28 protein-coding genes and 1 tRNA gene are annotated in these 26,676 nt (G+C 65.4%); 13 read left to right on the forward strand and 16 right to left on the reverse strand.

The genetic code is table 11. From position 1 onward, the window contains the following. Window positions 1-33 precede the first annotated feature (33 nt). A complete protein-coding gene (locus tag JX552_RS08800) occupies window positions 34-921 on the reverse strand; it encodes an Rv3090 family protease (RefSeq protein WP_205876975.1) in 888 nt (295 codons plus the stop codon). 46 nt (window positions 922-967) lie between these two features. Here JX552_RS08800 and JX552_RS08805 point away from each other — a divergent pair, with 46 nt between their 5' ends. Beyond that, window positions 968-1,366, forward strand: a complete 399-nt coding sequence (locus JX552_RS08805) for a DUF4267 domain-containing protein (RefSeq protein ID WP_205876976.1) — start codon at window positions 968-970, stop codon at window positions 1,364-1,366. A 260-nt stretch (window positions 1,367-1,626) separates the two neighbouring features. Then, on the forward strand, window positions 1,627-2,841 hold the full coding sequence (locus JX552_RS08810) for an IS110 family RNA-guided transposase (protein ID WP_205875203.1): 1,215 nt from the start codon (window positions 1,627-1,629) through the stop codon (window positions 2,839-2,841). A 139-nt stretch (window positions 2,842-2,980) separates the two neighbouring features. On the opposite strand, the gene JX552_RS08815 is transcribed toward JX552_RS08810, so the two are convergent. Then, window positions 2,981-4,183 carry a cytochrome P450 gene (locus JX552_RS08815; RefSeq protein ID WP_205876977.1) on the reverse strand — a complete coding sequence of 401 codons (1,203 nt, stop codon included), beginning with the start codon at window positions 4,181-4,183 and terminating at the stop codon, window positions 2,981-2,983. Between the two features lie 276 nt (window positions 4,184-4,459). Between JX552_RS08815 and JX552_RS08820 the strand changes: the two genes are divergently transcribed. Beyond that, complete coding sequence (locus JX552_RS08820) at window positions 4,460-5,008, forward strand: TetR/AcrR family transcriptional regulator (protein WP_205876978.1); 549 nt, start codon at window positions 4,460-4,462, stop codon at window positions 5,006-5,008. 10 nt (window positions 5,009-5,018) lie between these two features. On the opposite strand, the gene JX552_RS08825 is transcribed toward JX552_RS08820, so the two are convergent. Then, entirely contained in the window at window positions 5,019-5,513 is a 495-nt protein-coding gene (locus JX552_RS08825; protein ID WP_205876979.1) for a nitroreductase family deazaflavin-dependent oxidoreductase, read from the reverse strand. Between the two features lie 20 nt (window positions 5,514-5,533). Continuing rightward, on the reverse strand, window positions 5,534-5,767 hold the full coding sequence (locus JX552_RS08830) for a hypothetical protein (RefSeq protein ID WP_205876980.1): 234 nt from the start codon (window positions 5,765-5,767) through the stop codon (window positions 5,534-5,536). 216 nt (window positions 5,768-5,983) lie between these two features. Here JX552_RS08830 and JX552_RS08835 point away from each other — a divergent pair, with 216 nt between their 5' ends. Further along, window positions 5,984-6,445 carry a DUF5994 family protein gene (locus tag JX552_RS08835; RefSeq protein WP_205876981.1) on the forward strand — a complete coding sequence of 154 codons (462 nt, stop codon included), beginning with the start codon at window positions 5,984-5,986 and terminating at the stop codon, window positions 6,443-6,445. Here JX552_RS08835 and JX552_RS08840 read toward each other — a convergent pair. From JX552_RS08840 to JX552_RS08850, 3 genes are all read right to left on the reverse strand, one after another. Beyond that, on the reverse strand, window positions 6,422-7,900 hold the full coding sequence (locus JX552_RS08840) for a flavin-containing monooxygenase (RefSeq protein WP_205876982.1): 1,479 nt from the start codon (window positions 7,898-7,900) through the stop codon (window positions 6,422-6,424). The genes JX552_RS08835 and JX552_RS08840 overlap by 24 nt on opposite strands. Before the next feature lie 432 nt (window positions 7,901-8,332). Beyond that, entirely contained in the window at window positions 8,333-10,135 is a 1,803-nt protein-coding gene (locus JX552_RS08845; RefSeq protein WP_205876983.1) for a sulfatase family protein, read from the reverse strand. Beyond that, window positions 10,128-10,595: an SRPBCC family protein gene (locus tag JX552_RS08850; RefSeq protein ID WP_205876984.1), complete on the reverse strand. Its 468-nt coding sequence runs from the start codon at window positions 10,593-10,595 to the stop codon at window positions 10,128-10,130. The genes JX552_RS08845 and JX552_RS08850 overlap by 8 nt, the downstream gene beginning before the upstream one ends. Before the next feature lie 93 nt (window positions 10,596-10,688). Here JX552_RS08850 and JX552_RS08855 point away from each other — a divergent pair, with 93 nt between their 5' ends. The 4 genes from JX552_RS08855 (at window position 10,689) to JX552_RS08870 (ending at window position 13,717) form a co-directional block, all read left to right on the forward strand. Continuing rightward, window positions 10,689-11,075, forward strand: a complete 387-nt coding sequence (locus JX552_RS08855; protein ID WP_205876985.1) for a DUF2750 domain-containing protein — start codon at window positions 10,689-10,691, stop codon at window positions 11,073-11,075. A gap of 87 nt (window positions 11,076-11,162) precedes the next feature. Beyond that, the gene (locus JX552_RS08860) at window positions 11,163-12,080 is read left to right on the forward strand and encodes an HpcH/HpaI aldolase/citrate lyase family protein (protein ID WP_205876986.1); all 918 of its coding nucleotides are present in this window, start codon (window positions 11,163-11,165) and stop codon (window positions 12,078-12,080) included. Window positions 12,081-12,227: 147 nt separating this feature from the next. After that, on the forward strand, window positions 12,228-13,097 hold the full coding sequence (locus JX552_RS08865) for an LLM class F420-dependent oxidoreductase (RefSeq protein ID WP_205876987.1): 870 nt from the start codon (window positions 12,228-12,230) through the stop codon (window positions 13,095-13,097). Next, the gene (locus tag JX552_RS08870; protein ID WP_205876988.1) at window positions 13,094-13,717 is read left to right on the forward strand and encodes a GNAT family N-acetyltransferase; all 624 of its coding nucleotides are present in this window, start codon (window positions 13,094-13,096) and stop codon (window positions 13,715-13,717) included. Before JX552_RS08865 ends, JX552_RS08870 begins: the two co-directional genes overlap by 4 nt. On the opposite strand, the gene JX552_RS08875 is transcribed toward JX552_RS08870, so the two are convergent. Genes JX552_RS08875 through crcB (JX552_RS08885) form a run of 3 tightly spaced genes read right to left on the reverse strand, consistent with a single transcriptional unit; the run spans window position 13,711 to window position 15,565 of the window. Next, window positions 13,711-14,808, reverse strand: coding sequence for a DUF190 domain-containing protein (locus tag JX552_RS08875; RefSeq protein WP_205876989.1), 1,098 nt, complete (start codon window positions 14,806-14,808; stop codon window positions 13,711-13,713). The two genes, JX552_RS08870 and JX552_RS08875, sit on opposite strands and share 7 nt — an antisense overlap. After that, window positions 14,805-15,173, reverse strand: a complete 369-nt coding sequence (gene crcB / locus JX552_RS08880; protein ID WP_205876990.1) for a fluoride efflux transporter CrcB — start codon at window positions 15,171-15,173, stop codon at window positions 14,805-14,807. The genes JX552_RS08875 and crcB (JX552_RS08880) overlap by 4 nt, the downstream gene beginning before the upstream one ends. Next, window positions 15,170-15,565, reverse strand: coding sequence for a fluoride efflux transporter CrcB (crcB, locus tag JX552_RS08885; RefSeq protein WP_205876991.1), 396 nt, complete (start codon window positions 15,563-15,565; stop codon window positions 15,170-15,172). The genes crcB (JX552_RS08880) and crcB (JX552_RS08885) overlap by 4 nt, the downstream gene beginning before the upstream one ends. A 79-nt stretch (window positions 15,566-15,644) precedes the next feature. Between crcB (JX552_RS08885) and pgm the strand changes: the two genes are divergently transcribed. From pgm to JX552_RS08900, 3 genes are all read left to right on the forward strand, one after another. Further along, window positions 15,645-17,273 (forward strand): phosphoglucomutase (alpha-D-glucose-1,6-bisphosphate-dependent), encoded by a 1,629-nt coding sequence (pgm, locus tag JX552_RS08890; protein WP_205876992.1) that lies wholly within the window; start codon window positions 15,645-15,647, stop codon window positions 17,271-17,273. 149 nt (window positions 17,274-17,422) lie between these two features. Next, a tRNA-Ala gene (locus JX552_RS08895) sits at window positions 17,423-17,498 on the forward strand. A gap of 4 nt (window positions 17,499-17,502) precedes the next feature. Further along, window positions 17,503-17,679: a tyrosine-type recombinase/integrase gene (locus JX552_RS08900; RefSeq protein ID WP_205878330.1), complete on the forward strand. Its 177-nt coding sequence runs from the start codon at window positions 17,503-17,505 to the stop codon at window positions 17,677-17,679. Between the two features lie 209 nt (window positions 17,680-17,888). On the opposite strand, the gene JX552_RS08905 is transcribed toward JX552_RS08900, so the two are convergent. The 6 genes from JX552_RS08905 to JX552_RS08930 form a co-directional block, all read right to left on the reverse strand. Continuing rightward, window positions 17,889-18,365: an ankyrin repeat domain-containing protein gene (locus JX552_RS08905; RefSeq protein ID WP_241010973.1), complete on the reverse strand. Its 477-nt coding sequence runs from the start codon at window positions 18,363-18,365 to the stop codon at window positions 17,889-17,891. Window positions 18,366-18,927: 562 nt separating this feature from the next. Next, the gene (locus JX552_RS08910) at window positions 18,928-19,713 is read right to left on the reverse strand and encodes an enoyl-CoA hydratase/isomerase family protein (RefSeq protein WP_205876993.1); all 786 of its coding nucleotides are present in this window, start codon (window positions 19,711-19,713) and stop codon (window positions 18,928-18,930) included. Between the two features lie 32 nt (window positions 19,714-19,745). After that, on the reverse strand, window positions 19,746-20,846 hold the full coding sequence (locus tag JX552_RS08915; RefSeq protein WP_205876994.1) for an NAD(P)-dependent alcohol dehydrogenase: 1,101 nt from the start codon (window positions 20,844-20,846) through the stop codon (window positions 19,746-19,748). 177 nt (window positions 20,847-21,023) lie between these two features. Continuing rightward, window positions 21,024-21,452 (reverse strand): nuclear transport factor 2 family protein, encoded by a 429-nt coding sequence (locus JX552_RS08920; RefSeq protein ID WP_205876995.1) that lies wholly within the window; start codon window positions 21,450-21,452, stop codon window positions 21,024-21,026. Window positions 21,453-21,481: 29 nt separating this feature from the next. Beyond that, window positions 21,482-22,234: a 3-hydroxyacyl-CoA dehydrogenase gene (locus JX552_RS08925; RefSeq protein WP_205876996.1), complete on the reverse strand. Its 753-nt coding sequence runs from the start codon at window positions 22,232-22,234 to the stop codon at window positions 21,482-21,484. Window positions 22,235-22,294: 60 nt separating this feature from the next. After that, complete coding sequence (locus tag JX552_RS08930; protein WP_205876997.1) at window positions 22,295-23,437, reverse strand: acyl-CoA dehydrogenase family protein; 1,143 nt, start codon at window positions 23,435-23,437, stop codon at window positions 22,295-22,297. Between the two features lie 313 nt (window positions 23,438-23,750). Between JX552_RS08930 and JX552_RS08935 the strand changes: the two genes are divergently transcribed. Together JX552_RS08935 and JX552_RS08940 are read left to right on the forward strand one after the other, a co-directional pair. After that, entirely contained in the window at window positions 23,751-25,451 is a 1,701-nt protein-coding gene (locus tag JX552_RS08935) for a PHA/PHB synthase family protein (RefSeq protein WP_205876998.1), read from the forward strand. 4 nt (window positions 25,452-25,455) lie between these two features. Then, window positions 25,456-26,319: a MaoC/PaaZ C-terminal domain-containing protein gene (locus JX552_RS08940; protein WP_205876999.1), complete on the forward strand. Its 864-nt coding sequence runs from the start codon at window positions 25,456-25,458 to the stop codon at window positions 26,317-26,319. The last annotated feature ends 357 nt before the right edge of the window (window positions 26,320-26,676 follow it).

Consider the following 26,676-nt stretch of genomic DNA (forward strand, 5'->3'; position numbering starts at 1 on the left):
AACCACCCTCTCATGGGGATCACCGCGTCATGACTACCGTCCGGGGACGGGGACGGTGGGCATGGCGGTGGTGCCGGGCCAGCAACCCAGCGGGCTGATGCCCTTGTTGATCGCGGCCGTGATGCAGTTCTGGACGACCACGTTGGGGTCGTTGCTGATGGAGCGGGACAGGATCTCATTGGCTTTGGCCTGCGCCTCGGCCGTGCGCTGAGACTCGACCGCGATCGAGGTTTGGGCCCGCTGCTGGTTGAGTTGATTGATCTTGTCCTCGGTGCCCTGGTCGTACTGGATGGTGGGCACGTTGATGTCGAAGATGTCGACCTGGCCGCCCACGTCCTTGCGCATCAGATCGGCGGCGCGCTTGGCCAGGTTGGGTAACGGCGAGACGTCGAGGTTCTGCGGGTCCAGTGGGTTGAACGCGGCGAACACCTCGTTCAGTGCGACGGACAGGTTCCGTTCGATCAGGTTCACCCGCACGTTGTCGAACGTCTTGTACTGCTGAAAGAGTTCGGGGGCGGCGTGTTGTTTGAGTTGCCAGCGGATGCTCACGTCGGCCCAGGCGGTGGATTGATTGCCCAGTCGCACCATGATGCGCTCGTCGTGGTTACCGTCCTTGACGTATTTGTCGATCTGTACCGCACCATCCATCTGGTGAGTCATCTGCCACGGCCACTTGCCGTGGAAGCCGTTGTTCAGACTTACCCCGGTCGGTCGGCCGAAGGTGGTGACGATCGCGATCTGGCGGGTTCCGACAACGGTGAAACAGCCCAGCAGGAAGAACAGGACCGCGGCGAACAAAGCTCCGATCACCACCGTCCGGCGGCGCGCACGGGCCTTGTCCTCGCGGCCGAGCAGCCAGCCCAGAGCCCCGACGCCGGCCACGATCAAGCACACGACGAACAACACGATCTGCCACGTCATTCCCAGACTCCTTCTGCACGGTGTGGGAAGACTTTAAGCTGCGCCCATGGCCATCGATCGTGCCGCACTCATCGCGGGCAGCATCCGACTCGCGTCGGGCATCTCATTCCTTATCGACCCCGTCAAGGCGAACAAACTCTGGGGTGATCCGGACGACCAGACCGCGACGGCGCAACTGCTGTTGCGGTCGATGGGTTACCGCGACGCTCTGATCGGCGGATTGCTCGCCACGTCGGCGTTGCGCGGCAAGAACACCCGCGGCTGGTTCCTGGCTTCTGGCGGTGCGGACGCGGCCGATCTGCTCGGCGGTCTGTCCGTGCACGGCGAGCTCAAGCGCTCCCAACAGATCGTCGGTCTCGGCGGCGCGATTGTCGGCGTCGGCGTCGGGCTTTGGGGCGCGGCGCGCCCGGCCAAACGGGCTTCCGAAGGGCCCGCCGTGGACTAATGGGAGTCGATCAGCGTGGCGTTGTCGGGTTTGAGCTGTTGACCGCAGGACGCTGATCATCGAGCCGCTGGCCGGCGAGCACTGTGTAGGACCGGGATGAATGTTGATCCCTAGAGCTAGATCGTGCCCCGGCCGGTTCGGTGAGGTCGCTTGAAGCGCTGATGGGATGTCGTGCCACTGCGAGCACTGATCCATTAGTCCGCTGCCGGGTGTCCTCTGGCTCAATGTGAGTCAACGACGACTGCAGGAGGTGGGCACTGGTGATCTTTGTCGGCAACGACTGGGCCGAAGACCATCACGACGTGTATCTGATGGACGAGGCTGGCCAACGATTGGCAGCCCGGCGATTACCCGAGGGCTTACTAGGGATTGGCACCTTACACGAATTGGTTGCCGCACACGCCGAGGAACCCGACCAGGTGATGATCGGCATCGAGACCGATCGTGGCCTGTGGGTCTCGGCGTTGGCAGCAGCCGGTTATCAGGTGTGGGCGATCAACCCGATGGCGGCGGCCCGCTACCGCGATCGCCACCATGTTTCGGGTGCGAAGTCCGATGCCGGGGACGCCAAAGTGCTCGCTGACCTGGTCCGAACCGATCGGCACAACCACCGCCGGATCGCCGGCGACAGCGCCGATGCCGAGGCGATCAAGGTGCTGGCCCGTACCCATCAGAGCTTGATCTGGGCACGGACGCGCCATGCCAACATGCTGCGCAGCGGCCTGCGGGAGTACTACCCCGCCGCCCTGGAGGCCTTCGAATCCCTCACCGACGGTGACGCGTTGGCAGTCTTGAGTCGCGCACCCACTCCTAAACAGGGCGCTCGGTTGAGCCTGTCGAAGATCGGCTCAGCGCTCAAAGCGGCTGGCCGGCAACGCAATATCGAGACACGCGCTGGGCAGATTCAGACCATTTTGCGTCGCGAACACCTCACAGCACCCCCAGCGGTGGCTACTGCCTTCGGCGCCACCACGACTGCAGCGGTCCATGTGATCGCCGCACTCAATGTTCAGATCGACGAGCTCGAGACCGCGCTGGCCGACCATTTTGAGAAACACCCGGACGCCGACATCTACCGTTCCCTGCCAGGACTTGGTGTTGTGCTCGGCGCCCGGGTGCTCGGTGAGTTCGGGGATGACCCGAACCGCTACACCACTGCCAAGTGTCGCAAGAACTACGCCGGAACATCACCGTTGACCATCGCATCAGGCCGAAAACGTGCCGTGCTGGCCCGCCACGCCCGCAACAGACGTCTCTACGACGCGCTCGATCAATGGGCATTCTGCGCCCTCACCAGAAGCCCCGGTGCCCGCGCCTTCTACGACCAGCACCGCGCCAAGGGTGACACCCACCATCAGGCCCTACGCGCCCTCGGCAACCGACTCGTCGGCATCCTCCACGGCTGCCTACGCCACCACACGCCATACGACGAATACACAGCTTGGGCCCACCGCCAAACCCCCGCAGCAGCTTGACGACTTAACCACCTGGGATGTCTAGCTCGAGCGCCCGACGCTGCCGACCTTCTCGGCGCGGGATGCGGGTGCGGAATCGCGCGATCAGTCGCTGCGCCGCCTGGATGAGCCGGTCGAGCTCGCTTGATTGCATTGAACGTCAGGAAAAGACGATGCGCAGGCGCTCCCAGCCGCGGACCGTCGAGGTCGGCGCGAGCTTGAGGCTGTCATAGTCGACGTTCCATTCGGGCCACCGGTTGAGCAGTTCGTCGAGTGCGATCCTGCCTTCCAGGCGTGCCAGGTTGGCCCCGAGGCAGTAGTGCGCGCCCTTGCCGAAGGTGAGGTGGGAGATGTTGTCGCGGCGCAGATTGAAGGTGTCAGGATCCTGATAGCGCAACGGATCCCGGTTGGCCGATCCGAACAGCAGCAGGATCGCGCTACCGGCCGGCACGGTGGTGCCGTAGCTCTCGAAGTCGCGGAGGGTGTAGCGCGCCACATGGGGACCGGTCGGCTCGAAGCGCAACGTCTCGTCCACCGCGCGGGTCAGCAGCGAGCGGTCCCGCTCGACTTCCCGACGCTGGTCGGGATGCTCGGCCAGCACCTTGGCCAGCCAGCCGATCAATCGGCCCGTCGTCTCGTTGCCGGCGCCGGCGACGACCTGTGTGTAGTGCAGCACCTCCATGCGTGTCAGCTTCCGCGTCACGCCGTTCTCGTCCTCGAACTCGACGTTGAGCAGCGCGGTCATCAGATCGTCGGACGGGTTCTTGGCGCGCCAGTCCACATAGTCGGCGTAGATCCGGCCGTCGGCGATCGAGTCGGGGTCGGCCACCTTCATCGGTGTGCCGGGCTTGGTGCGCAGGTTGGCGTCGTTGGCGTCGCGCACCCCGATCTGGTCGTCTTCGGGGATGCCCAGTAGCATCCCGATCACGCGCATCGGCATCATGGACGCGAGTTCGGCGATGATGTCGAAACCGTCGGAGCCGACCAGGGGATCCAGGCAGCGCACGCAGTACGTCCGGATCTGGTCCTCGATCGCGGCCATCCGCCGCGGCGTGAAAACCCGCGACATCACCCCACGCAACATGGTGTGCACCGGCGGGTCTTCGAACATCATCACGCCCGGAGGCATGGGGAACTTGGACTGAATCAGCTCCAGGATGTCACTTCGGCTGTTGGAGAACGTTTCCCAATCCGACAGCGCCTTCTCGACGTCAGCGTGGCGGGAGATCGCCCAGAAGTTGTAACGCTCGTTGTAGTACAGCGGAGCTTCGTCGCGCAGGCGGGCGAAAGTGGGGTAGGGGTTGGCGGTGATATCGACGTCGTAGGGGTCGTAGTAGACGTCGGTTTCCGACGTGACGGTCACGGCAGTTCCTTTCGCTACTTCAGGCAACTTCCCGCGTCCATGGGCAGGGTGCCGCCGGTGATGTAGCGGGCCTCGCGCGCCTCTTGGTAAAGGCCAGCACGGCGTGGCTACGGCCCTGGCCCCGTGCCGCGCCGGTGACGAATGCGACTTTGCCTGCTACTCGGCCGGGCATCGGCAGCCTCCTTGCTGAGTAACCTCGTTACAGCCGGTACAGTAACCGTGTTACTGAGCTAGGGCAAGTTCGAGGCAGGGGTGGACGTGGTTCGCGCGGCGGTCATGACCGAGGAGTCCGACGCCGTCCTCGACGTGGTCGTCGAGATCCTGGAAAAAGAGGGCTACGACGCCGTGCAGCTCCGCGAAGTCGCCAAGCGGGCGCGCACCTCGCTGACCACCATCTACAAGCGCTTCCCCACCAGGGACGCCCTGATTCTGGCCGCCCTGCAGCGCTGGATGGATGAAAACCGGTATGCGGGTCTGGCGTCGCAGACGCCAGTGCCCGGGGAATCCGTCTACGACGGTCTGATGCGGGTCTTCCGCACCATTTTCGAGCCCTGGGAGCGTCATCCGGACATGTTGCGGGCTTACTTCCGCGCGCGCTCAGCCCCGGGAGGGCAACGGCTGGTGAGCCACGGTCTGGACGCGGTGGTCCCCGCTGCGATGGCCGTGCTCGAAAGAGCGGAGCCGGATCTGGTGCAGGAATTGCCGCCGATCGTGTCCAATCTCGCCTACGGTCTGGTCGCCCGATTCGCTGCCGGCGAGATCCCGATCACCGAGATCCTGCCGATGCTGGACCGCGCCCTTTTCCGGCTGACGGCCAACAGCTGACGGCCAACGGCTAACGCGGCGAGAGGATGATGACCGGGATTTCCCGGTCCGTCCACCGCTGGTACTTCGCGAAGTCGGCGTAAAGATCCACCAACCGGGGCCACCGCGCGGTGCGCTCCTCGGGCGACGCGACGCGGGCCGAAACCGCAAGATTGCGTTGGCCTTTCACGTGGATGCGGGTATCGGGGTCGGCGACGAGGTTGAAGTACCACTGCGGGTTTTTGGGGTGGCCGCCCTGTGAGGCGACGATGACGAAGTCATTCCCGTCACGCATGTACAGCAGCGGAGTGGTGAACAGTTTGCCTGACTTGCGACCGCGATGCTCGAGAAGCAACGTCGGCACCGGCTTCTCGAAACCGGCGCCGATGCGCCACTTGTTGCCGATGCGACCATTGGTCAGCTTGAAGATCGCGACGTGCGCCCTCGACGAATACTTGATGATCTTGGCCGTCGCCGGAGAGGCCAGGCCTTGGGGTTTATCGTCCGGCAGCGAGAACTTCGGCATCGACCGTTCGGTCCCCGGTCTTAGGAGGCTTTGGCGTATCGACGGACCAGTTGACCATCGCGAAATGTGCTCGAGTGCTGCCGGCCGTTCTTGTCGCGGCCGAAAAAAGTCCACCTGGTCGATCCTGCTTGTGGCGTGCTGATCATCTTGACCAGGTAAGGGAGATGGTCAGAGTCCACCGTGCCAATGGTGTCACCTACCCGGATCTCCGACGGATGAAGCTCGGGTGCGTCGCACCAATTGTCTGTGGCCATGCTTCCATCCTCCCCTATGCCGCAAGTGACCGCCGCCGATCGCGAATCCTGGCCCGCGGTTCGGCCGTTCTCGTGGGGGCGTAGCGTCACGCCCGAGCCTTTTCGTTGTCAGCGATGGTCGTAATCAGTTACGGGCCGTGCCTTGAGGGCAATGCGATTCCTCCGTCGTCCCGCAACCGCGGGGCGGACGATCCCGAGCACGAAGGAAAAGCCCCGGTGAACTACTCGCTGGGGGTGCGACGTCAGTCCACCCCGATACGCCTCACCCTGGCAACCGAGCTCGGGCATGACATCGACGGGGCCTGGTGGCCGCGCACCGACCGGATCGGCGTTGAGTTGCCCGAACTGATTCTCGCCCTGCGGGCGCGACTCGGTGAGATCACCAATATCGCGGTGAACTGGCCGTCGCTGCAACGGCCACCCGATTTGAACTGGCAGGGTTGGCAGCACAAGCAGCAGCATGTGATGACGGTGACCGGCGCCGAGGCGCTGGCGAATGTGTTGATCGTCCCGTACTCGACCAACGGCACGCTCGCGCTAATGATGCTGCGCCTGGCCGCCGACCTGCCCATTGCGGCCGCCCATCGCGACAGCGTGCCGTATCAGACGGCAGGGTCGATTCTTTATGCCGCGCGGCAGCAACGGGCGACGAAGTCACTGTCCGGCAACGCTCAATAAGGACAGACGTCGGCGTTCATTTCCGGTCAGGTCGTTGGACGTGATCGCACCGAAGGCGGCGGCGTCACGCGCGAACCGCTCCGGCGCATCGGGCAGGGCGTCGGGTCCTTCGAGCCGGAAGCAACTCGGTGCCAGGGGGCCGAACAACAGTGCGCGGCGCAGTTGTGGCCAGCTCTCCAGCTGCGGCTCCACCCCGGCGGCGCGGGCGAACGTCACTGCGACACGGTCCATCCGTGTCTTGCCGCGCGCGGCGCGACTGGCGTTCACCGACCGCCGTTGGTCGGACTCCACGGGAGCAGGGACCGTGCCGCTCCAGCTGTATGCGATCCATCTCGCCTGAAGTTCGAGCGGCACGAAGTATCCGCCCGACTGATCCCACATTCCCACGAACGCCAACCCAGGCAGATCGGGATGGAAGGTGAAGCGGTCGGCGTCCAGGTGCGTGGTATCGATGCGGAGCAGGGCTCGGATGTCGGCTTCCAGGAACGGCACGTTCAGCTGGTAGCCGGTGCCCAGGACTACCGCGTCGAACTCCTCGGCGTGCCCGTCGGCGAAGGTCGCGCACCCGTCGGTGACGAATTTCATCCACGGCCGCACCGTGATTCGGCCCGCGGCGACCAGCGGCAGGTAGCCGTCGTTGAGAGTGATACCGGCCTCCGCCCAGGACGGATGCGGTGCGGGTGCCCCGTAGTCCGCGGGGTTTCCGCCGGCCGCGACAACCAACTGCCTTAATTGGGAGTCCATTTCGTTTTCCGGCAGCGAGTCGGCGGCCAGCGCGTGGTAGCGGGTGAACATCCGGTGGTCCGACGGCACGTCGGCGACGAACTTGGGCAGAACGTAGCGCTGCCGCCGTTGCGTGACTGTCACTGCGGCAGCGCCGCCGTGGGCGAGCTCGGTCGCGATGTCGAGGGCGCTGATGGCGCTGCCGGCCACCAGTACGCGTCTACCCCGATACCGGTCAGGTCCGCGATAGTGGTAGGTGGAGGCGGCGCCGAGTGTGCCGGAAAAGTGTTGCAGGCCCGGCACTTCGGGGATGGCGGGCAGATGAAACCGGCCGGTGGCCACGACGGCCCGGTCGAATCGTTCGGCAGTGCCGGAATGACTGAGCAGCCACCCGTCGTCGGCCCGCCGGAGCCGATCGACCCGGGTGCCGAACCGGATGCGCGGGGTGAGCTCGAACGTGTCGGCGTAGCGGCGCAGGTAGTCCAGGATTTCGGGGTTCGACGGGTAGGCCGAGGTGGTTTCGGGCGCAAGATCGCTGAATGCCGTCAGGACACGACTGCTGTTGGTGCGCATGGCCGGCCACACGCCGCTGTGACCTTCGAGACCGGTCCACTGCCCGCCGAGTGCCGGGGTCTGTTCGAAAATCGTCGGCTCAAAGCCCCGTCCCGCCAGCCAGCGCGCCGCGACCAGTCCGCCGGGTCCGGCCCCGATCACCGCGACCCTGCCAGTCATAGAGCCAACTTTCGCACGAAGGCGACTTCCTGCCTCGAGATGGCCGCTATGGCTGTGATCGGCGCGAGATCACGACCGCAACGGCAACCTCGCCGTCCGTCAGGTGCGCAACTGGGGGCGCCGAGATGGTCGATCCGGACGACATTGCATTCCTCGGCGATCTGCCGCGGGGCCTGAGTCATCTGGCGTCGAGGTACTGGATCTGCAGTCCTGACAATCTTTGGGCGGTCGGCACCCGGGTGGGCCTGACGGATCAATGCGGCACCACTCACTGACGGCCGGTCACGACTACGGGCAATACGTCCGGGACGCAATAAATGCCGGATAGGACACTTGCCGCATCCTTCCAGTGGCCTCCCTTTCGCCGAGATTGCGCCGTTGGTCGTGATTTGCGCGGCGGCGCGACCATCACGGCAATCTCGGTGCGCGGAATTAGCGGAACCGCCCCAGCACCCGGCGCACCAGACCCTCGGACTCGCCGGCCGGAGGCTGTCGGGTGACGTAGGGCCACGGCTGGTTGCGCTCCGGCACCGCCGATGCCCGGGCCTGCTTGAGTTGCATCCGCAACTGCTGCCGCAAGTCGTGCAGTTCCGGGTCGCTCCAACGGTTCTGTGCCTCAATGGGATCGGCGGTGAGGTCGTAGAGTTCCCACTGGTCGTCGATGGGGTCGGTGCGGTAGGCCTCGCCTCCGATCCCGTTGGCGGCCAGGTGCCGGACACCGGGCTCGGTCCAGGTGGCCGGGTCGTCGAAGGTGCGGACCAGTTTCCACAAGTGCCCGTCGCCGCCGTCCTCAGCGGCCACCCGCGCGATCAGGCCCTCGAAGTTGGAGGCCACGTGCGCGGGCAGCTTGATGCGAAGCGGCGCAGGCGGATTCACATCGCGACCCAGTTGGCGGGACAGGGCTGAGGCGCCGGTGTCGCCTTCGAGCACATTGTCGCGGGTCATCAGGTAGACGGCGCGATCCTCGTCGGCCGGAGCGCCGTCAACCACCGGCATCAGGTCGCGGCCGGGCAGCGGGTGCACCTCGGAGAATGACTCGGCCAGTTTGGTCGCCACCGCGTCGACGTCGATGCCGGCCGCGCCCAGCAGCGTCGGCACCAGATCGACGTGCGACGTCGGTGCGGCGACGGTGCGCGCCTGGGTTGGGTTGGCGCCGATGCGGGCGATGACGAACGGCACCCGGGTGGCCTCGTCGTAGAGGTTGAACCACTTCTGGTGCAGCCCGCCGTGCGCGCCGAGCAGATCACCGTGATCGGAGGTGCGCACCAGTACCGCGTTGTCGGAACCGCCGTCGGTGACCGCTCGGCGCACCCGGTCGATCGGTGTGTCGACCTCGGCGTGCAACCGGTAGTACAGGTCGCGGTAGCGCTGCAGGTTGCGCTTGTAGGAGCGGCTGACCGCGGGTGACGGACCGTATCCGGAGTAGTAGGCCTCGCGGAACGCAATCTGCGCGGCCGGCTTCGTGGACAGATCCTCGTCGGCCGTGGGCGGCGCCGGCACCGCAGGCGGGTCCAGCGGCGAGGGCTGGATCGGGCTGCGCCGCACCCAGGCGGGGAACAGCACGATGTCGTGCGGGTTGACGAAACTGGCCACCAGCAAGAACGGGCGTTGTGCCTCGGGGTCCCCCGCGCGGCGCCGGGCATACCGGTCGTTGAGCCACGCGACTACCCGATCCGCGATCAGCGGGTCGCGACGGTAGCCGCTGTTGGCGTTCCCCGCCCCGTGTGGCTCCGGGCCCACCCACCCGGAGAAGCCGTACGGCTCGAGCCGGTCGGCCTCCAGATAGCGCTGCACCGCATCCTGGTCGACGACGCCGTCGTCGTCGTTGGTGGCCAGGGATCCGCCCGTCGCCGGGTCCTCGAGGTCGGCGTGCGAGATATGCCACTTGCCGTCGTAGTAGGTGTCGTATCCCGCTGCACGGAACCAGTTGCCCAGGGTGGGAACCTCGCCGGCGCGCAGCCAGCGCAGTCGTGAGTCGTCGAAACGCTTGCCGATGCCGTCGGTCTGGGTGACGCCGTGTAGGTCGGGGTACTGGCCGGTGAAGATTGTCGGGCGGCTCGGCACGCAGGCCAGCGAACCGGTGTAGTGCCGAGTGAAATTCACGCCGTGCTCGTCGAACCAGCGGCGACCGGTCAATGTCTGATCTCGCCAGGCCAGTACCTCGTCCGACTCGTACGGAGGGACCGCCCGCTCCTCGTCGGTCATCACGATGACGATGTCGGGGCGGTCAGACATGCGCGTTCTCCATTCGTCGTGCCAATCCGGACAGGAGCGCATCGGACTGCTTGGCCAGGACCCGCAGCGCGACCCACTCGGCCATCCGGGCCGGGGGGCCGGTCCCCACCTCGACCGTGCTGATCAACGCCACCGCGGTGTGGGCGCCGACCGGGCGTAGCGTCCAGCGGTTGGCGACTTTGCGTAAGCGGGCCGGCAGGCCTTCGATGTCATAGGCCAGCGTCGCGGGCGGGTCGAACTCGGTGATTCGCTCCACCAAGGTGTTGGGCCCCACCTGGACGCGGCGGGTGGTACCCAACGGTCCGCCGTCGGGGCCGTGATTAAGGATGCAAGAGTGGTCGACGCCGTCCGCCCACGAACTCAGAGCGCCGAAATCGGCAAGGACATCCCAAATCGCCTGCGGCTGCGCCGCTATCGTCCGACTTCGGCTGATATCTCCCACCCCGCCATCCAACACCATGACTGCAGTCCTGGCGGCGATTCGGAGCCGAGCCCCGTGCAAGCTCTATCACACTATTTGCATAGGGCACTATTTCTCTGAGTATGGTATGGCATGGCTTTGCACCTGAGTGTGGACCTGGAGGCCCGCTACCAGCGGTTTCTCGCCCGCGTGCGGACCGAAGGGACAATCTGGTTGCTCCTCGATCCCGACTTGCAGGGCGCGTGGGTGGAATCCAATGATTGCGAATGCGCCGACGGCGAACCCGTCGTCGTACACCTGGTCTTCTCCGCGGCCGCCTACGCCCGCCAGCATGCCAGCGGGCCGTGGGTGCACATGGCGCCTGCGGCCATGGACCTCGACGAGTTCGTCAGCGGACCGTTGCGGCAGCTGCATGAGCGCGGTGATCTATTGGGGCCGTACTACAACTCCGATCTCGCCGGACTCGAGGTGGAGCCGCTCGAACTAGGCCTGGCCCTGCTCGGCGAGGCGGCGTCGTAGGTCGCGCCGCCATGACTTGGTGCTGTCGCTACGGTAATGGGCGACTAGTCCGACATCGACCGGCACGAGAAGGCGGCAGAGCGCGCAATGTATGACCAAGCCAATCACGACGCGACGGATCCCGCCGACGTCGGCTCACGCATCGATCCGGTTCTGGCCCGGAGTTGGCTGTTGGTCAACGGCACGCACGCCGACCGGTTCGAGGCCGCGTCGCACTCGCGCGCCGACATCGTGGTGTTCGACATCGAGGACGCGGTGGCGCCCAAAGACAAGGTCAGTGCCCGCGACAATGTGGTCCGGTGGCTGGGCGCTGACAACAACGACTGGGTCCGGGTGAACGGCTTCGGCACCCCCTGGTGGGCCGACGACCTCGCGCAGCTGGCCGACACGCCGGTGGGTGGGGTGATGCTGGCGATGGTCGAATCGGTCGACCACGTCACCGAGACCGCCAAGCGGCTGCCGAATGTTCCCGTCGTGGCGCTGGTGGAAACGGCTCGCGGACTGGAGCGCATCACCGAGATCGCCGCGGCCAAAGGCACCTTCCGGCTCGCCTTCGGCATCGGCGACTTTCGTCGGGACACCGGCTTCGGCGAAGAACCGGCCACGCTGGCCTACGCGCGGTCCCGGTTCACCATCGCGGCCAAGGCGGCGGGCCTGCCCAGCGCGATCGACGGGCCCACCATCGGCTCCAACCCGCTGAAGTTGATCGAGGCGACCGCGGTGTCCGTCGAGTTCGGCATGACCGGCAAGATCTGCCTGTCGCCGGACCAGTGCGCCGTGGTCAACGAGGGCCTGTCCCCGTCTCAGGACGAAATCGGCTGGGCGAAAGAGTTTTTCGCTGAATTTGAGCGGGACGGTGGCGAGATCCGCAACGGCTCGGACCTGCCCCGCATCGCGCGCGCCACCAAGATCCTCGACCTGGCCCGGTCCTACGGCATCGTGCCATCGGAGTTCGAGGACGAGCAGGTGCATTCGCCGGCTCCCTCGGACACCTACCACTACTGATCGGTGGAGATCGTGGCCGCGGCTCGTGCCGAACGAACCGAACGGCGCTACGCTCGCCGTCGGGCCGCCGGGGCGGGGTCGGGAAGTCGCGCGGCTGTCTCGTCCAAGCTCTTCGAGAGCCGCTCACTCACGTGAGACCATCGTGGGATGCAGCTGGGATTGCATGCGCTGGGAATCGGGTCCGGCGCTGACCGTGCGGTGATCGACGCCGTCGCCGCCGCGGCGGATGCCTACGGATTCGCCACGTTGTGGGCGGGCGAACACGTGGTGATGGTGGACCATTCCGCGTCGCGCTATCCGTATGCCGACAGCGGTGTCATTGCGGTTCCGGCGGAGGCGGATTGGCTGGACCCGGTGATTACGCTGAGCTTTGCCGCTGCCGCGTCGTCGCGGATCCGGCTGGCGACCGGCGTGCTGCTGTTGCCCGAACACAACCCGGTGATCGTGGCTAAGCAGGCGGCCAGTCTGGACCGGCTCAGCGGTGGCCGTCTGACCCTGGGCGTCGGCGTCGGGTGGTCGCGGGAGGAGTTCGAGGCGCTCGGCGTGCCCTTCGAGCGGCGTGCGGCGCGCACCGCCGAATACGTCGCTGCGATGCGCACGCTGTGGCGCGAGGACGTCGCGTCGTTCGACGGCCAGTTCGTCGCCTTCGATTCGATCCGGGTAAATCCCAAACCGGTTGCCGGGCAGCACCTCCCAGTGGTGGTTGGCGGCAACAGCGACGCCGCGCTGAAGCGGGTCGCTGCCTGGGGTGACGGTTGGTACGGCTTCAACCTCGACGGCGTCGACGAGGTGCGGGACCGGATCGGCCGGCTCGACAAGTTGTGTGCCGAATCGGGGCGTGACCGTGCGGGGTTGCGGCTGGCGGTAGCCTTGGCTGCACCCAGGGTTGATGATGTCGGTGCTCTGGCCGAGCTTGGCGTCGACGAGCTGGTACTGGTGGAGGCGCCGCCGGACAGTGTCGACGCTGTGCCCGGCTGGATTTCGGCTTTTGCAGACGAATGGAAATCCGCGCTATGAATGCTGAGCTGTTGCCGCGAGAGCTGGCTGATGTTTCCGACGAGATCCGTCGGGTGCCGCCGCCCCCGACGCCGCAGGTGCCGTCACCGTATGCCTGCCGGTTAGCCGACCCCGATTCCGACGCCGAGCTGATCGCCGAGTGGATGCGCGATCCGCGGTTGGTGCGCAACTGGGGCCAGCCCTGGCCGGCGTCCCAGTGGCGTGAATGTCTGCGCGCCCAACTTGCCGGCAGTTATTGCAGGCCGTTCATCGGCAGCATCGACGGGGTGGATCACGGCTATGTCGAGTTGTATCGGGCCGCAAAAGATCTGGTCTCGACCCAATACGAATGTGACCCGTCGGATCTGGGGGTTCGGCTGGCGATGGCCGATTTGAAAGTCCTGAGTCAGGGCGTGGTGCTGCTGCTGCTGCCGCACTTCGTGGCCAGTGTGTTCAATGCCGACCCGCGGTGCCGTCGGATCATGTTCGATCCCGAACATCGCAATGCACCATTGCGCGAGTTCTGTGAGAAGGGCGGCTGCACCTATCTGGGCGAGCACGACAGCCTGGATCAGCGCCGTGCGCTGTATGTACTGCCTCGCACGCTCGATGACCTACCGCGAATCCGTGAGGCTCAGTAGTCGTACTCGGCCAGCGGTGTCTCGGGCATGCGTGGTGCGCCGTCCAGCGACATGGCCGCTGGCACCATCTCGCTTGTGACCAGTCCGTGGCGGGCCGTCAACTCGTCGATGACGGCGAAGCTGCGGGCGATCGCGTCGGGGGTGTCGACCACGATGGTCATCAGCGGCACCTTACGGACGAGGTGAAACAGCTTGTCGCCGTGCGGTTTATGGTCGCCGTGGAAGCCCCAGATGCCGCGCAGTACCGTCGCGCCGCGCGCGGTTCGCGAGCGCATCAGTTGCTGCACGATTGCGCGGTGGATCGGCTGGGCCTCGTCGTCGTCGACGTCGGCGGTGTGCACCATCAGCTTCTGCCACAGCGTGCGCCCCTGGCTGTCGATGGGCGGTAGCTCCTGGGGGCGGGCGAACAACTCGCCGTCGCGTTTGCACAGCCGTACGCGTTCGACGGTCAGCAGTGGGTTCGGCAACAAGGCGGCCAGTTCGGTAGCTGCCGCTGACACCTGTGGGGGCAACCCGATGCCGATGATCATCTGCGGCACGTTGACATTGCGGCCGAAGAACCTGGCCCGCTGGCGCTTGCCGAACGCGGTGCCGTCTACGCCGAGAAGGACTGTGGCGCCCGCGAATCCGTGCCGGTACAGCAGGTCGCAGACGGCCAGGTGCGCCGGCTTGCCGGCGGCGCGCACCTGCCGACCGACGTAGACGGTCAGTTTGGCGGCGTCTCCGGTGCGGCTGTCGATCTCGCTGAGCGCATCGGTGCCGCTGTCCCGGGTGATCAGGCGCGCCCGTTCCATCGTCACCAGCCCATGGCCGGTCATGGCGGCGACGTCGTCGACGAGCCCGCGGATCTTGGATTCGACGTCGACCGCGACGATCGTCACCGGCGGGTCCTCGGACAGGCTCAGCGAGACGTCGCTGTGCAGGCCGCCGGTGGGCCCGAAGCTGGTGACTCCGCGCATCATCACGCTGGTGGCCACGCCGCGGGCGCCGAAGAGGTCCAGCATCTCGTCGGCCAGGAATCGTTGCGGTGCGCCGACGGCGCGCTGGCGTTCGCCGAAGTAGGCGGTCAGCTTCAGGCTCTTCTCGCTCATATCAGCCCCGCGATCCGTTGTCCGAGCAGCACCGCGCCCAGCCCGAGCAGGACGCTGACGGCGACATTGGCGAATGCCGCCAGCATCCGGCGTTCTTCGCCGAGGCGTTGAGTTTCCAGCATCCACGTGGAGAACGTGGTGTAGGCGCCGACGAAAGCGGTGCCGATCAGCAGTGACACGTCCTTGGGCAGGGTCAGGCTGGTGAGAAACCCCAGCAGCGCGGCGCCGGTGATGTTGACCGTCAGCGTGCCGTAGGGGAACGGCCGACCCGCCCGACGGGCCACCGTGCGATCCACCAGGAACCTCGTCACCGAACCGACTCCGCCGATGAACATCACTCCAACCCAGAGCAGGACCGTTGTCATCGGATGCGTACCCGACGTACCAGAGCGGTGGCCAGGTATACCGCCACGAATCCCACCGCGATGCTGACGATGGTGTACGTGGCGGCCAGCACCCAGTAACCGTGCTCGATCATCTTGATGGTTTCCACCTGCATGGTGGAGAAAGTGGTTAAGCCACCACACAATCCGGTTCCTAGTAGCGGACGTCGATAGCTCGACAACGGCAGTCGCTCCAGCAGTCGGGTGGTGAAGTAGCCGACCAGGAATGCACCGACGATGTTGACCACGAACGTGGGCCAGGGCCATCGGGCCGGATCGGGGACGGCGAGCATGGCCAGGGCTGCGCGAGCTACCGAGCCGAGTGCACCGCCGGCGAAGATGGCCGCCAACTCGCGATAGTCAGGCCGTGCCACGGCTGTTTCCTTCCGGTCTGCCAACTGTGCGCCTACGCAGCCTAAAGCGTGTGGCGGCTTGCGGGCAGAATTGGTGACCATGGCCAACCCGCGAGCCGGTCAGCCGGCCCAGCCCGAAGACCTCGTCGACCTGCCGCACCTGGTGACGGCGTACTACACGATCGCGCCCGATCCCGACGACGTTGCCCAGCAGGTGGTGTTCGGCACCTCGGGTCACCGGGGATCGGCTTTGAACGGTGCGTTCAACGAGGCGCACATCCTGGCGACCACGCAGGCGATCGTCGAGTACCGCGCGGCGCAGGGGACCACCGGGCCGCTGTTCATCGGTCGTGACACACACGGGTTGTCAGAGCCGGCCTGGGTGTCGGCGTTGGAGGTGCTCGCCGGGAACGGCGTTGTGGCCGTTGTTGATTCGAGGGACCGCTACACGCCGACGCCGGCGATCAGCCATGCCATCCTGACCTACAATCGGGGCCGCAGCGCCGGGCTGGCCGACGGCATCGTGGTGACTCCGTCGCACAACCCCCCGTCCGACGGCGGCTTCAAGTACAACCCGCCCAACGGCGGCCCGGCCGACAGTGTCGCGACGGATGTGATCGCCAAGCGCGCCAACGAGATTCTGCGCGATCTGTCTGTGGTGCGGCGGGTGCCGTTGGCGGGCGCGCTGAGTGCGGTGCAGCGACATGACTATCTGAGTGCCTACGTCGACGACCTGGTCAACGTGGTCGACATCGACGCGATCCGCGCGGCGGGGGTGCGCATCGGTGCGGATCCGCTGGGCGGGGCCAGCGTGGACTACTGGGCGGCTATAGCCGATCGTCATGGCCTGGATCTGACGGTGGTCAATCCCTTGGTCGACGCGACGTGGCGGTTCATGACGCTGGATCACGACGGCAAGATCCGGATGGACTGCAGCTCGGCGGATGCGATGGCGGGGCTGATCGCCAACCGGGACCGGTACCAGATCGCCACCGGCAACGACGCCGACTCCGACCGCCACGGCATCGTCACGCCCGACGGGGGGCTGCTTAATCCCAACCACTATCTGGCCGTGGCCATCGACTACCTGTACACCCACCGGCCGTCGTGGCCGGCAGGGGTTGGCGTCGGCAAGACGGCGGTCAGTTCGTCGATCATCGACCGCGTGGTAGCCGGTATCGGCCGGCAGCTGGTGGAGGTGCCGGTCGGCTTCAAGTGGTTCGTCGACGGGTTGATCGGCGGGACCATCGGGTTCGGGGGAGAGGAATCGGCAGGGGCGTCGTTCCTGCGGCGCGACGGCTCGGTATGGACCACCGACAAGGACGGGATCATCCTGGCGTTGCTGGCCTCGGAGATCCTGGCGGTGACCGGTCTGACGCCGTCACAACGGTATGCGCAATTGACCTCTGACTATGGATCGCCCGTGTATGCACGGGTGGACGCGCCGGCCGACCGCGAGCAGAAGGCCCGGCTGGGGCGGTTGTCGGCGTCGGAGGTGACGGCGACTGAGCTGGCGGGGGAGCCGATCGTGGCGAAACTGACGACTGCGCCCGGAAATGGGTCGCCGCTCGGCGGGCTCAAGGTGACCACGGCCAACGCGTGGTTCGCCGCCCGGCCGTCGGGCACCGAGGACGTCTACAAGATCTACGCCGAGTCGTTTCTGGGCGCGGAGCATCTGGCGGAGGTGCAGGCTGTGGCGCGGAAGGTGGTCAATGCAGCGATCGGGTAGGACTGGTTTGTCCCATCCGTCACACCTGCACCTTCGGGGAAGTGGTGACACCTCGGCGAAGTCGATATCGCCGGTGATATCACGTGGTGCTGACCAGCGACTTTGAACGGCCGAGGCCGGTGGTGTAGCTTCGATGAGCACGACATCTTGGGGCTATGGCGCAGCTGGTAGCGCACCACACTGGCAGTGTGGGGGTCAGGGGTTCGAGTCCCCTTAGCTCCACCAAGAAATAACGGGTCAAGGGCGGCATCCAACCGGCCCGACAAACCTAAGAACGGCACCCGCCCCCACACCGCACGCGCTGCGGCACGCCTGCGCGAGCTGGGTCCTATCGGCCGGCGTCCCCATGCCGGCCGTTTACCGGCACCTCGGCCACGAATCCGCACTCATGACCGCCGACATCTAGGCGGCGTCGACCGCACTGTCGCCGCGGTCACCGCATGGGCCAGATCCCGCTCACCGAACCGCAGAAAGTCATCAACATCCGCTGTGGCGGCGATCGAAAAGGCCAGTCCTCATCGGTGTCGAGCTCGACGGCAGGGACGGGTGGAGTCGCCTTTTTCCTGCGCGAGATTACGACAGCCTAGTGACGCGCGCTGACCAAATCCTTGGGTTTCATACCTGGGGTTCGTCGAGCAGCGATCCGAAGGCGGCACGGCGTCCAAACTTGTCTTCAACTCGTTTGACGAATGTGATAGGCGTAGTTCCGTTTTGGCTCGCGATGTGCGGATCCGCTCCGTGATCGAGAAGGTAGCGGATGATTTCAGCGCCGCGGGTGCCGTTGTAGCCCGGTGACGTAGTTGCGATAAGCAGTGCGGTTTCACCTATACCGTCGGTGAGGTTTACGTTGGCTCCCGCCTCCACCAGTGCTTTCACGACTTCGATGTTGTCGTCCTTCTGGGCGGCGAACATCAGCGGAGTGTATTGACCGGTGTCCTCGCGGGCGTCGATCTCCGCGCCCGCAGCGATCAGTGCCTTGACATCGTCGAGTTGCTTGTCGACTGCGGCGTAGTGCAGAGGGGTTCGTCCCGCGCGGTCGCGGTGATGGACGTCCACATTGATCCCTTCGTGAGAAAATCCATTGTCTTGCAACGTGACTGATCACTTTGCGCGCGGAACTTCGAACCGGTGGCTGTAGTTGCCGGGCACCCTTTCATTGACCAGAGTGTCCACCAAGAGTTCACGATCTGCGCGGGAAAACTCGCGTCGGGATCCGCCGCATGAACGCCATTGACCTGTTCACATCAGGCTCCCAATCCTGAGCGCCTTCGCCCATAATGACGCGGTGCGCCTCGGCGACCATGCGCACGATCATTGCGGATCAAACGTCACATCCAGCCTGCCGACGCAACATCCCGTCAACGTCAGGCGGATCGGTCTGCATGGCGAGGCTTCGAGTGCGCGGCCGCGAAGACGGCAGCGCCTACGCGTCGGTGCTGTTCAGGGTCAACGGCGAGCAATCGTCACTGTTTTTGCACGTTCGAGCCGTCCGATTGCGGAGTTGGTCACCCAGGTCCGCCCGTTTCGGCGTCGTTGACGCGGTGAACGCGGGCAAGGGTGGGCACGAGTGCCGCTCTATCGGCCAGATTTCGGTCCCGACCCCACAGCAGCTGCCGCCGGTTTCCTGGCGTGGAGATTGGTCCAGTCGTTCGGCTTAGTGCGCGAACTGCGGTCGGCGCTTTTCGAGAAACGCGTTGATGCCCTCGTTTCCGTCGCGGGAATCGGCGCACTCGGCGATGAGTCGGCCTTCCAACTCCATCTGTTCCTCCAGGCCGGTTTTGAACGACGTCAACACCAGCTTCTTCACCGCGGCCGTGGATTGCCCTGCGCCAGAAGCGACCTTCTCCGCGAGCGCATCCGCGCGGGCAGCCACCTCCGTACTCTTGACGACTTCTGTCACCAGGCCCCAAGCCAACGCCTCAGCGGCGGACAGTTCTCGGTTGGTCAACAACAGTTCCTGCGTACGGCGGACGCCGATGAGCCGGGGCAGAGAGAACGAGGAGCCGCCGTCGGGGCTCAAACCGACTGTGGCGTAAGCCATCGTGAAGGACGCCGACTCTGCCGCAATCACCAGGTCGCCCGTCACCGCCAGACTGCAACCGGCTCCGGCCGCAATCCCGTTGACGGCGGTGATCAGTACCGCGTCCATCCGGGCGAACGTCGAGATCGCGCGGTGCAGGTCGTCGGCCATCGCCTTGACGTAGTCGCCGGGTGTACTCGATGACGATGCCATCGCTCTGAGGTCTCCGCCGGCGCTGAAGAATCGCCCAGCACCGGTGAGGACGACAACCTTGCTGGCACCGCGATCGCAGCGCTTGGCTGCGTCAGCAAGCTCGCGGAGCAGGGTGTCATTCATCGCGTTGGCGGCATCGGGGCGATTCAAGGTGATGCGGGCAATCGGCCCGGATGACTCAAGCACGATCATCTCGTATTCGGTCATTGCGCACCCCTAACGAGCAGGTTGAAGCTTGATCACGGCGTCAGGACGGCTTTGAGGATCTCGCCGCGGTGCTGTGCCTCCACCGCCTCGTTGATCTGGGCCAGCGGCATCGTGGTGATCAGCTTGTCGAACGGGAACTTGCCCTGACGATGCAGTTCGAGCAGGTAGGGAATGAAGGTCTGCGGGTCGGCGTCGCCTTCGATGATGCCTCGGATAGTGAGCCCGAGTAGGGGTGGCTGGAACAGCCCGACCGGAAAGACGGCCTCCGGACTGGCAGGCACGCCGAGCAACCCCAGCTTGCCCCGCACGCCAAGGCAGGCAAGCAGCTGCTCGGTGACGGGCGGCACCGCCGTAGTGTCGATCGCGTAATTGGCGCCCGCCGGTGAGATCTCTTTGATCTGGTCGGCCAGCGGCCCTGCTTTCGGGTCGATAGCATGGGTGGCGCCGAGATCGATGGCCAGCCTCCGCCTGCTCTCGTGCAGATCGATTGCGATGATGGACGTGGCCTCGCGCACCACGGCGGCCAGCACCGCGGACAGGCCGACCGCCCCGGCGCCGGCGACTACCACCGTCGATCCGGGTTGGACGTCAAGCGAATTCATCACCGCGCCGGCCCCGGTCTGTATTCCGCAGCCGAGCGGCCCCACGAGTTCGACCGGGGTACCCGGAGGTAGCTTCACCACGTTTCGCTCGTGAGCCAGCGCGTGCGTCGCCAGCGACGACTGGCCGAAAAAGTTGGCTCCCAATGGTGCTCCGGCAGAAGCTAACCCGGATGATCCGTCGGGTCGCACCCCGCCGAAGTTGTATCCAAGAAAGTCGTGACAATAGGCGGGTTCACCTGTCGCGCATGTGGGGCAAGCGCCGCAGCTGTTGAAGCTGAGTGCGACCTGATCACCGACCGCGAGCGACTTCACGTCGGTGCCGACGTGCACCACGGTTCCACTGCCCTCATGGCCCAGGACGCCGGGCAGCGGAAACGGCAATTGCCCGTGCTGCACCGCGATGTCGGTGTGACAGATACCGGCTCCGGCGATCTCGATGAGCACCTCATCAGGTGCTGGGTCTTGAAGGTCGACCTCGGTGAGACTGAACGGCGCGCCCACTGCGGGCACCACCGCGGCTGAGATTTGCATTCTTGACTCCTTCCTAATCTACGGCGTTCGATTCGCTAGCCGGTCACTCGCGCCTCAGCGCGACCCCGCGATCACCGGGCTGGCTGAACATATCGGCAATTGTTGCGAATCGGCTGCTCGCGTTGGAGCGGACGCCGAGGTCTCGACTGTCGGAAAGCGCCAGCAGGCCAGCCTGTTTCACCCGATCGCTCCCGCGGAGAGTTGTCCTGGATCAGCGCCGTTGACTTGCGCTAACAGCTCGCCCATCTTGGGGACGACAACTTCGATCGCCTTCAGCGGGCGCACCAGCACCTTGAAAGAGGTGATCTTGTCCTCGTCGTTCCAGTGGATGATGTCGACGCCTTCGATATGCACGCCTTCGAGATTCGCGGTGAATTCCAGAACTGCGCAGCGATCGTCGAACCATTGGGCGACATAGCGAAAGGCGGCGTCGCAGAACATGAGCTCTGCGGCACGCAAGTACCCGGCTACCTTCGCCCTACCCTCTTGCGGGGCGAATACAGCTGGGGAGTAGAAGAAAGCATCTGGGGCGAGCAGATCGTCGAGGACGTCTGGTTTTCCTTGCTCCATGAACTCGAGCCATCGGGCGATAGCGGGCGCAGGCATCGGTTCTCCTTGGCTCTTCTCCCAAACGGTCATCGAGGCGCCATCCGGATCGCGCCGTCGAGGCGAATGACTTCGCCGTTGAGCATGGGGTTCTCGACGATGTGTACGGCCAGTGCCGCGTACTCTTCGGGGTTGCCGAGTCGGCTCGGATGCGGCACCTGAGCGCCCAGCGACTTTTGCGCTTGCTCGGGCAGCGAGGCCAGCATGGGCGTCTTGAACAGGCCGGGTGCAATGGTGACAACGCGGATGGCCATGCTCGCCAGGTCTCTGGCAATCGGCAACGTCATACTGACCACCCCGCCCTTCGACGCAGAGTAGGCGGCCTGCCCTATTTGTCCGTCGAACGCGGCCACCGACGCGGTGTTGACGATGACGCCGCGTTCCTCGCCGAGCAGTTCGGTCTGGGCTATACGCTCGGCGGCCAGCCGAATCACGTTGAACGTGCCCACCAGGTTGACCTGGACCACCTTGATGAACTCATCGAGTGGGGCAACGCCGTCCCGGCGCAGCGTCTTGACGGCGTTGACCACCCCGGCACAGTTGACCACGATGCGCAGCGGGCCAACCGATTCCGCGGCGTCTAATGCCGCGGCCACGGCCACCTCGTCGGTGACGCTGCCTGCGGCGAACTGGACACGATCGCCGAGCTCGGCGAGCACCTCTTCGCCCTTGACATCGAGCGCGACGACGTGCGCGCCTGCGTCAAGGAGTCGCCTCGTGGTGGCTAGACCGAGGCCGGACGTGCCTCCGGTGACTACGGCGACCGCGTCTTTGGTCTCCACTCGGGCATCTCCTTTCGTTTCAGTGCGGTTCGCGCCCGCGGCTCCTCTGGTGGAAGCCACTTAGTGGCTGGCGAGACTGCGACTGATCACCAGTCGCTGGATTTGATTGGTGCCCTCGAAGATCTGCATGATCTTGGCCTCCCGCATGTAACGTTCCACGCGGTAGTCGCGGGTGTAACCGACGCCGCCGAACACCTGGACAGCGTCGGTGGTGACTTTCATGGCCGCGTCGGTGGCGACCAGCTTCGCGACGGACGCGTGCCGGGAGTAGGGCAGCCCCGTATCGCGTCGTCTGGCGGCGTCCAAGTACGTGGCGCGTGCGGAATCCACGGCTGCGGCGGCGTCCGCCAGCAGGAATCCCAGGCCCTGGTGGTCGATGATCTTCCGGCCGAAGGTGGTCCTCTGCTGGCTGTAGGCGACCGCCTCGTCGAGCGCCGCCTGCGCCAATCCGACTGCAATGGCCGCGATTCCCAGACGGCCGCTGTCCAGTGCGCTGAACGCGATTGGTAGGCCCTGTCCTTCGTTGCCGATGCGCCGCTCGAGAGCGATGAACACGTCGTCGTAGTGCGCCGTCGTCGTCGGCACCGCGTGCAGGCCCATCTTCTCCTCCGGTCTGCCGAAGGTGAGCCCCTCGGTGTCTTTGGACACCAGGAAGCAGGAAATGCCCTGTGCGCCTTTGCCGGTGCGCGCGAACAGGGTGTAGAAGTCGGCGATACCACCGTGCGTGATCCACGCCTTGGCGCCGCTGACACGGTACCCATTGTCCACGGCAGCAGCACTGCACAGCAGTGCGGCCGCGTCGGAGCCCGCCTGTGGTTCGGACAGGCTGTATGCGCCGATCATATTGCCGCCCAGCATTTCCGGCAGCCACGCTTGCTTCTGCGCTTCGGTGCCGAATGCGACCAACGGATGGCAGGCCAGGCTGTGGACGCTCACTGCCACCGCGACCGCCGCCCATCGTGCGGCGATCTCTTCCAGCACTTGCAGGTAAACCTCGTACGGCTGATTCCCGCCCCCCCATTCCTCGGGATACGGCAGGCTCAGCAGCCCCGCGGCACCGAGGGTCGCGAAGGCCCCCTCTGGATAGGTCTCCATCCGCTCGTGGTGGTCGACGATCGGCTCGAGTGCCTTATCTGCGATTTCCCGCGTGAGATGGACCAGCTCGCGAGCCTCGTCAGTGGGCAACAGGCGATCGACAGGCACGCGAACTCCTTTCGATGCGAAGAACAGTGCCGAATCACAGTTTCACGGCACGACATGAACGGTACCCAGGTTCGGGGCCAGTTCCTTTCGCGAAAGCCCATTTGGGAGAGGTAGTTACGGCAAATGGGAGGTCCCCAACACTTCGCGGGATTCATAGCGTGTTGCTATGGACGCACCAACGCAAAAGGCCCGTGCTTCGAGGGCGACTCACGTTTCGGGGACGAACGGCACCGAGCCGAAGTCTAGAGCGGGAACGCGATCATCGAAGTCCGACAACGAGGGCGCGCCGTCGGCGCAGGCGCGATCCGGGGCCGTGCGGCCGGAGATCACCGACCCCACCGGTCAGGTGCAGAATGTCGGCCTCGACCAGCTGCTGACCGAGGCCGCCAGCGCCGAGAGCCGGTTCGTGCCCGGCGCGGAATTTCTCAAGGCGGCCGGTGGGCTTGCACTGCGGCCCCGTCTATTGGCGGGCCAGACCGCGACGGTCGCAGCCGACCTCGCCCGGGTGATCGCCGGTCGGTCCGGACGCACTCCGCCAAAGGGGGATTCGCGATTCCGCGATCCCGCGTGGACGCAAAGCTGGCTTTTTCGTCGGATCTGCCAGGGGTACCTGAGCGTCAGCGACTACGCGCGCGCTCTGGCCGATGAGTCAGGGTTGGACTGGGCCGACCACGAACGCCTGCGCCTGGTGGTCGACAACCTGATCGACGCGCTGGCCCCGACGAATTTCCCGCTGACCAACCCCACCGTATGGAAGACGACGATCGATCGCGGGGGAGAGAACTTCGTCACGGGTGCACGCGCCGTAGTGCGCGATGCCCGCTCGCCGATAAAGCTGCCGGCTAGTGTCGATCCCACTCCCTTCGAGGTCGGAAAGACGATGGCTGCATCGCCCGGTGCCGTGGTGCGCCGCGATGATCGCTTCGAACTCATCCAGTACGAGCCGCGCGCGGAACAGGTGCATAAGGTTCCGGTATTGCTCATCCCGCCAATGATCAGCAAGTTCTACGTCGTCGACCTTTCGCCCGGCAAGAGCATGGTGGAGTTTCTCGGTGACCAAGGGCTGCAGCCATTCGCGCTGTCGTGGGCGAACCCGACCCGCGACAACGCGAACTGGAACCTTGAGGACTATCTCGAATCGATCGTCGAGGCGATCGAGACCACACGCGAGATCGCCGGAGCCGACGCGGTTCACGTGGTGGCCTTCTGTGCCGGCGGAATCGCCACCACTACCGCCGTCGCACATATGGCCGCGCTGGGCCACATCGATCGGGTCGCGAGTCTGAGCCTCATGGTCACAGTGCTTGACGTCCGCCGCGGCGGTCCGATCCTCAGCATCGCCTCGCCCGATATCGCCAAAGGCGCCAAAGCGAAGATCAAGCGCAAGGGTTACCTCGCCGGCACAGAGTTGGCGCGAACTTTCGCGTGGCTGCGACCAAACGACATGGTCTGGAACAACTTTGTCAACAACTACTACCTCGGCAACAAACCGCCGGCGCTCGACCTGCTGTTCTGGAACCTGGATTCGATGAACATGCCGGCGGGGCTGCACGCCGATCTGGTGGACCTCGCGCTCGCCAATCCGTTAGCGAACCCGGGTGCCCTCAGGGTCCTCGGCACGCCGATCGACCTGGCCCAGATCACCTGCGACGCCTATATAGCCGCGGGCGAAACCGACCACCTCACACCCTGGCCGAGTTGCTATCGCAGCATCGAAATGCTGGGCGGCAAGACACGTTTCGCGCTGTCGACCAGCGGCCACATCGCCGCGGTCATCCACCCTCCCGGGAATCCGAAATCGGCCTACCGCATCGGCGACGAGTCGTGCCCGCGGCCGGAGGAATGGCTGCGGTCCGCACAGGTGCACAAGGGCACCTGGTGGCAGGACTGGGCGCCGTGGCTCGCTGAGCGGGCGGGCGAAAAGGTAAAAGCACCAACCCGACTCGGCAACAGTCGGTACACGCCGCTTGACTCGGCTCCCGGCACGTACGTCTTCAAGCAGTCTCAAGGTTGATGACATGCCCATCGATGTGGCTTCGGTCCTTGGCGCAGAACTCGCGGAGCGGCAGGGCTCGTGGAACGCGAATGATGTCATCCTCTACCACCTGGGCCTGGGTGCCGGCGTTCCGCCCACGGATCCCGCAGAGCTTGCCTATACCTATGAGGGCCAGCTCAAAGTTCTGCCGTCATTCGGGGTGATTCCGGCCTCTCCGATGTTGTTCGACATGCTGGAGCTGCCCGGCATGGACGTCGACCTGAGCAGGCTTCTGCACGGCGAGCAGGACATGGAACTGTACGGACCTCTGCCCGTCAATCGCGCCGTTCGAACGTCGGCAAGGATCTGCGAGGTCGTGGATAAGGGCAAAGCGGCGCTGGTGGTGCTCGAGACGGTCACCCGCGACGCCGAGGACGATAAGCCTCTGGTCACCAACCGGTTCAGCGCGTTCATTCGGGGTGAGGGAGGCTTCGGCCAGGGCGACGCTGCGCGATCGGCACCACCGCCGCCGGCTCCACCGGTGCGGCAGCCGGACTTGGCAGTTGACTGTCGGACCCTGCCGCAACAGGCGCTGCTCTATCGCCTCTCCGGTGACATGAACCCGATCCATGCCGACCCAGAGTTTGCCCGCAGAGGCGGTTTCGATCAGCCCATTCTGCACGGCCTGTGCAGCTACGGGATGGTCCTGAAGGCGGTGGTCGACTCGGCCCTGGACGGAGACGTCGGCCGTGTGGGACGCTACCGTGCCCGATTCGCCGGAGTGGTATTCCCCGGGGAAACGATCACCGTCCGGATGTGGCAGGACCCCGAGGCGGTGTTCGTCGAAGCGCTCTGCAAGGACCGCGGCACGCCGGTGTTGTCGAACGCCGTCATCGAGCTCCGCTAGTTTGGCTATGACGGCCGGATGCGGACGATGTTGCGAATGATGGCTATTCGAGACCCGAAAGCGCGTCCGCTGGGTGCGATCGGTTCGGTAGCTGCCCGCGTCTGAGCAGGCGTCTTAGTTGTCGCGCCCGGAAATTCGTCGGGGTCAGGCTGCTGCACGGGGCAGGAGTTCGGATTCAAGTCGATGGTTCACACCTAGACCGTGCCGAGCGTGTGCTTATGGCGGAAATTCGGTCCAAAGAACGCCATGAGGACACGTTGGGCGAGCGTCGACCATGTCAGCGAAAGTTGGCACGTCAGCGCCGACGAACCTACGGGCGCGACCAATTAGCGGGGTAGCCACATCCCGTAACGCCGC

This window comes from Mycobacterium gordonae (genome assembly GCF_017086405.1).
GTDB lineage: Bacteria > Actinomycetota > Actinomycetes > Mycobacteriales > Mycobacteriaceae > Mycobacterium > Mycobacterium gordonae_D.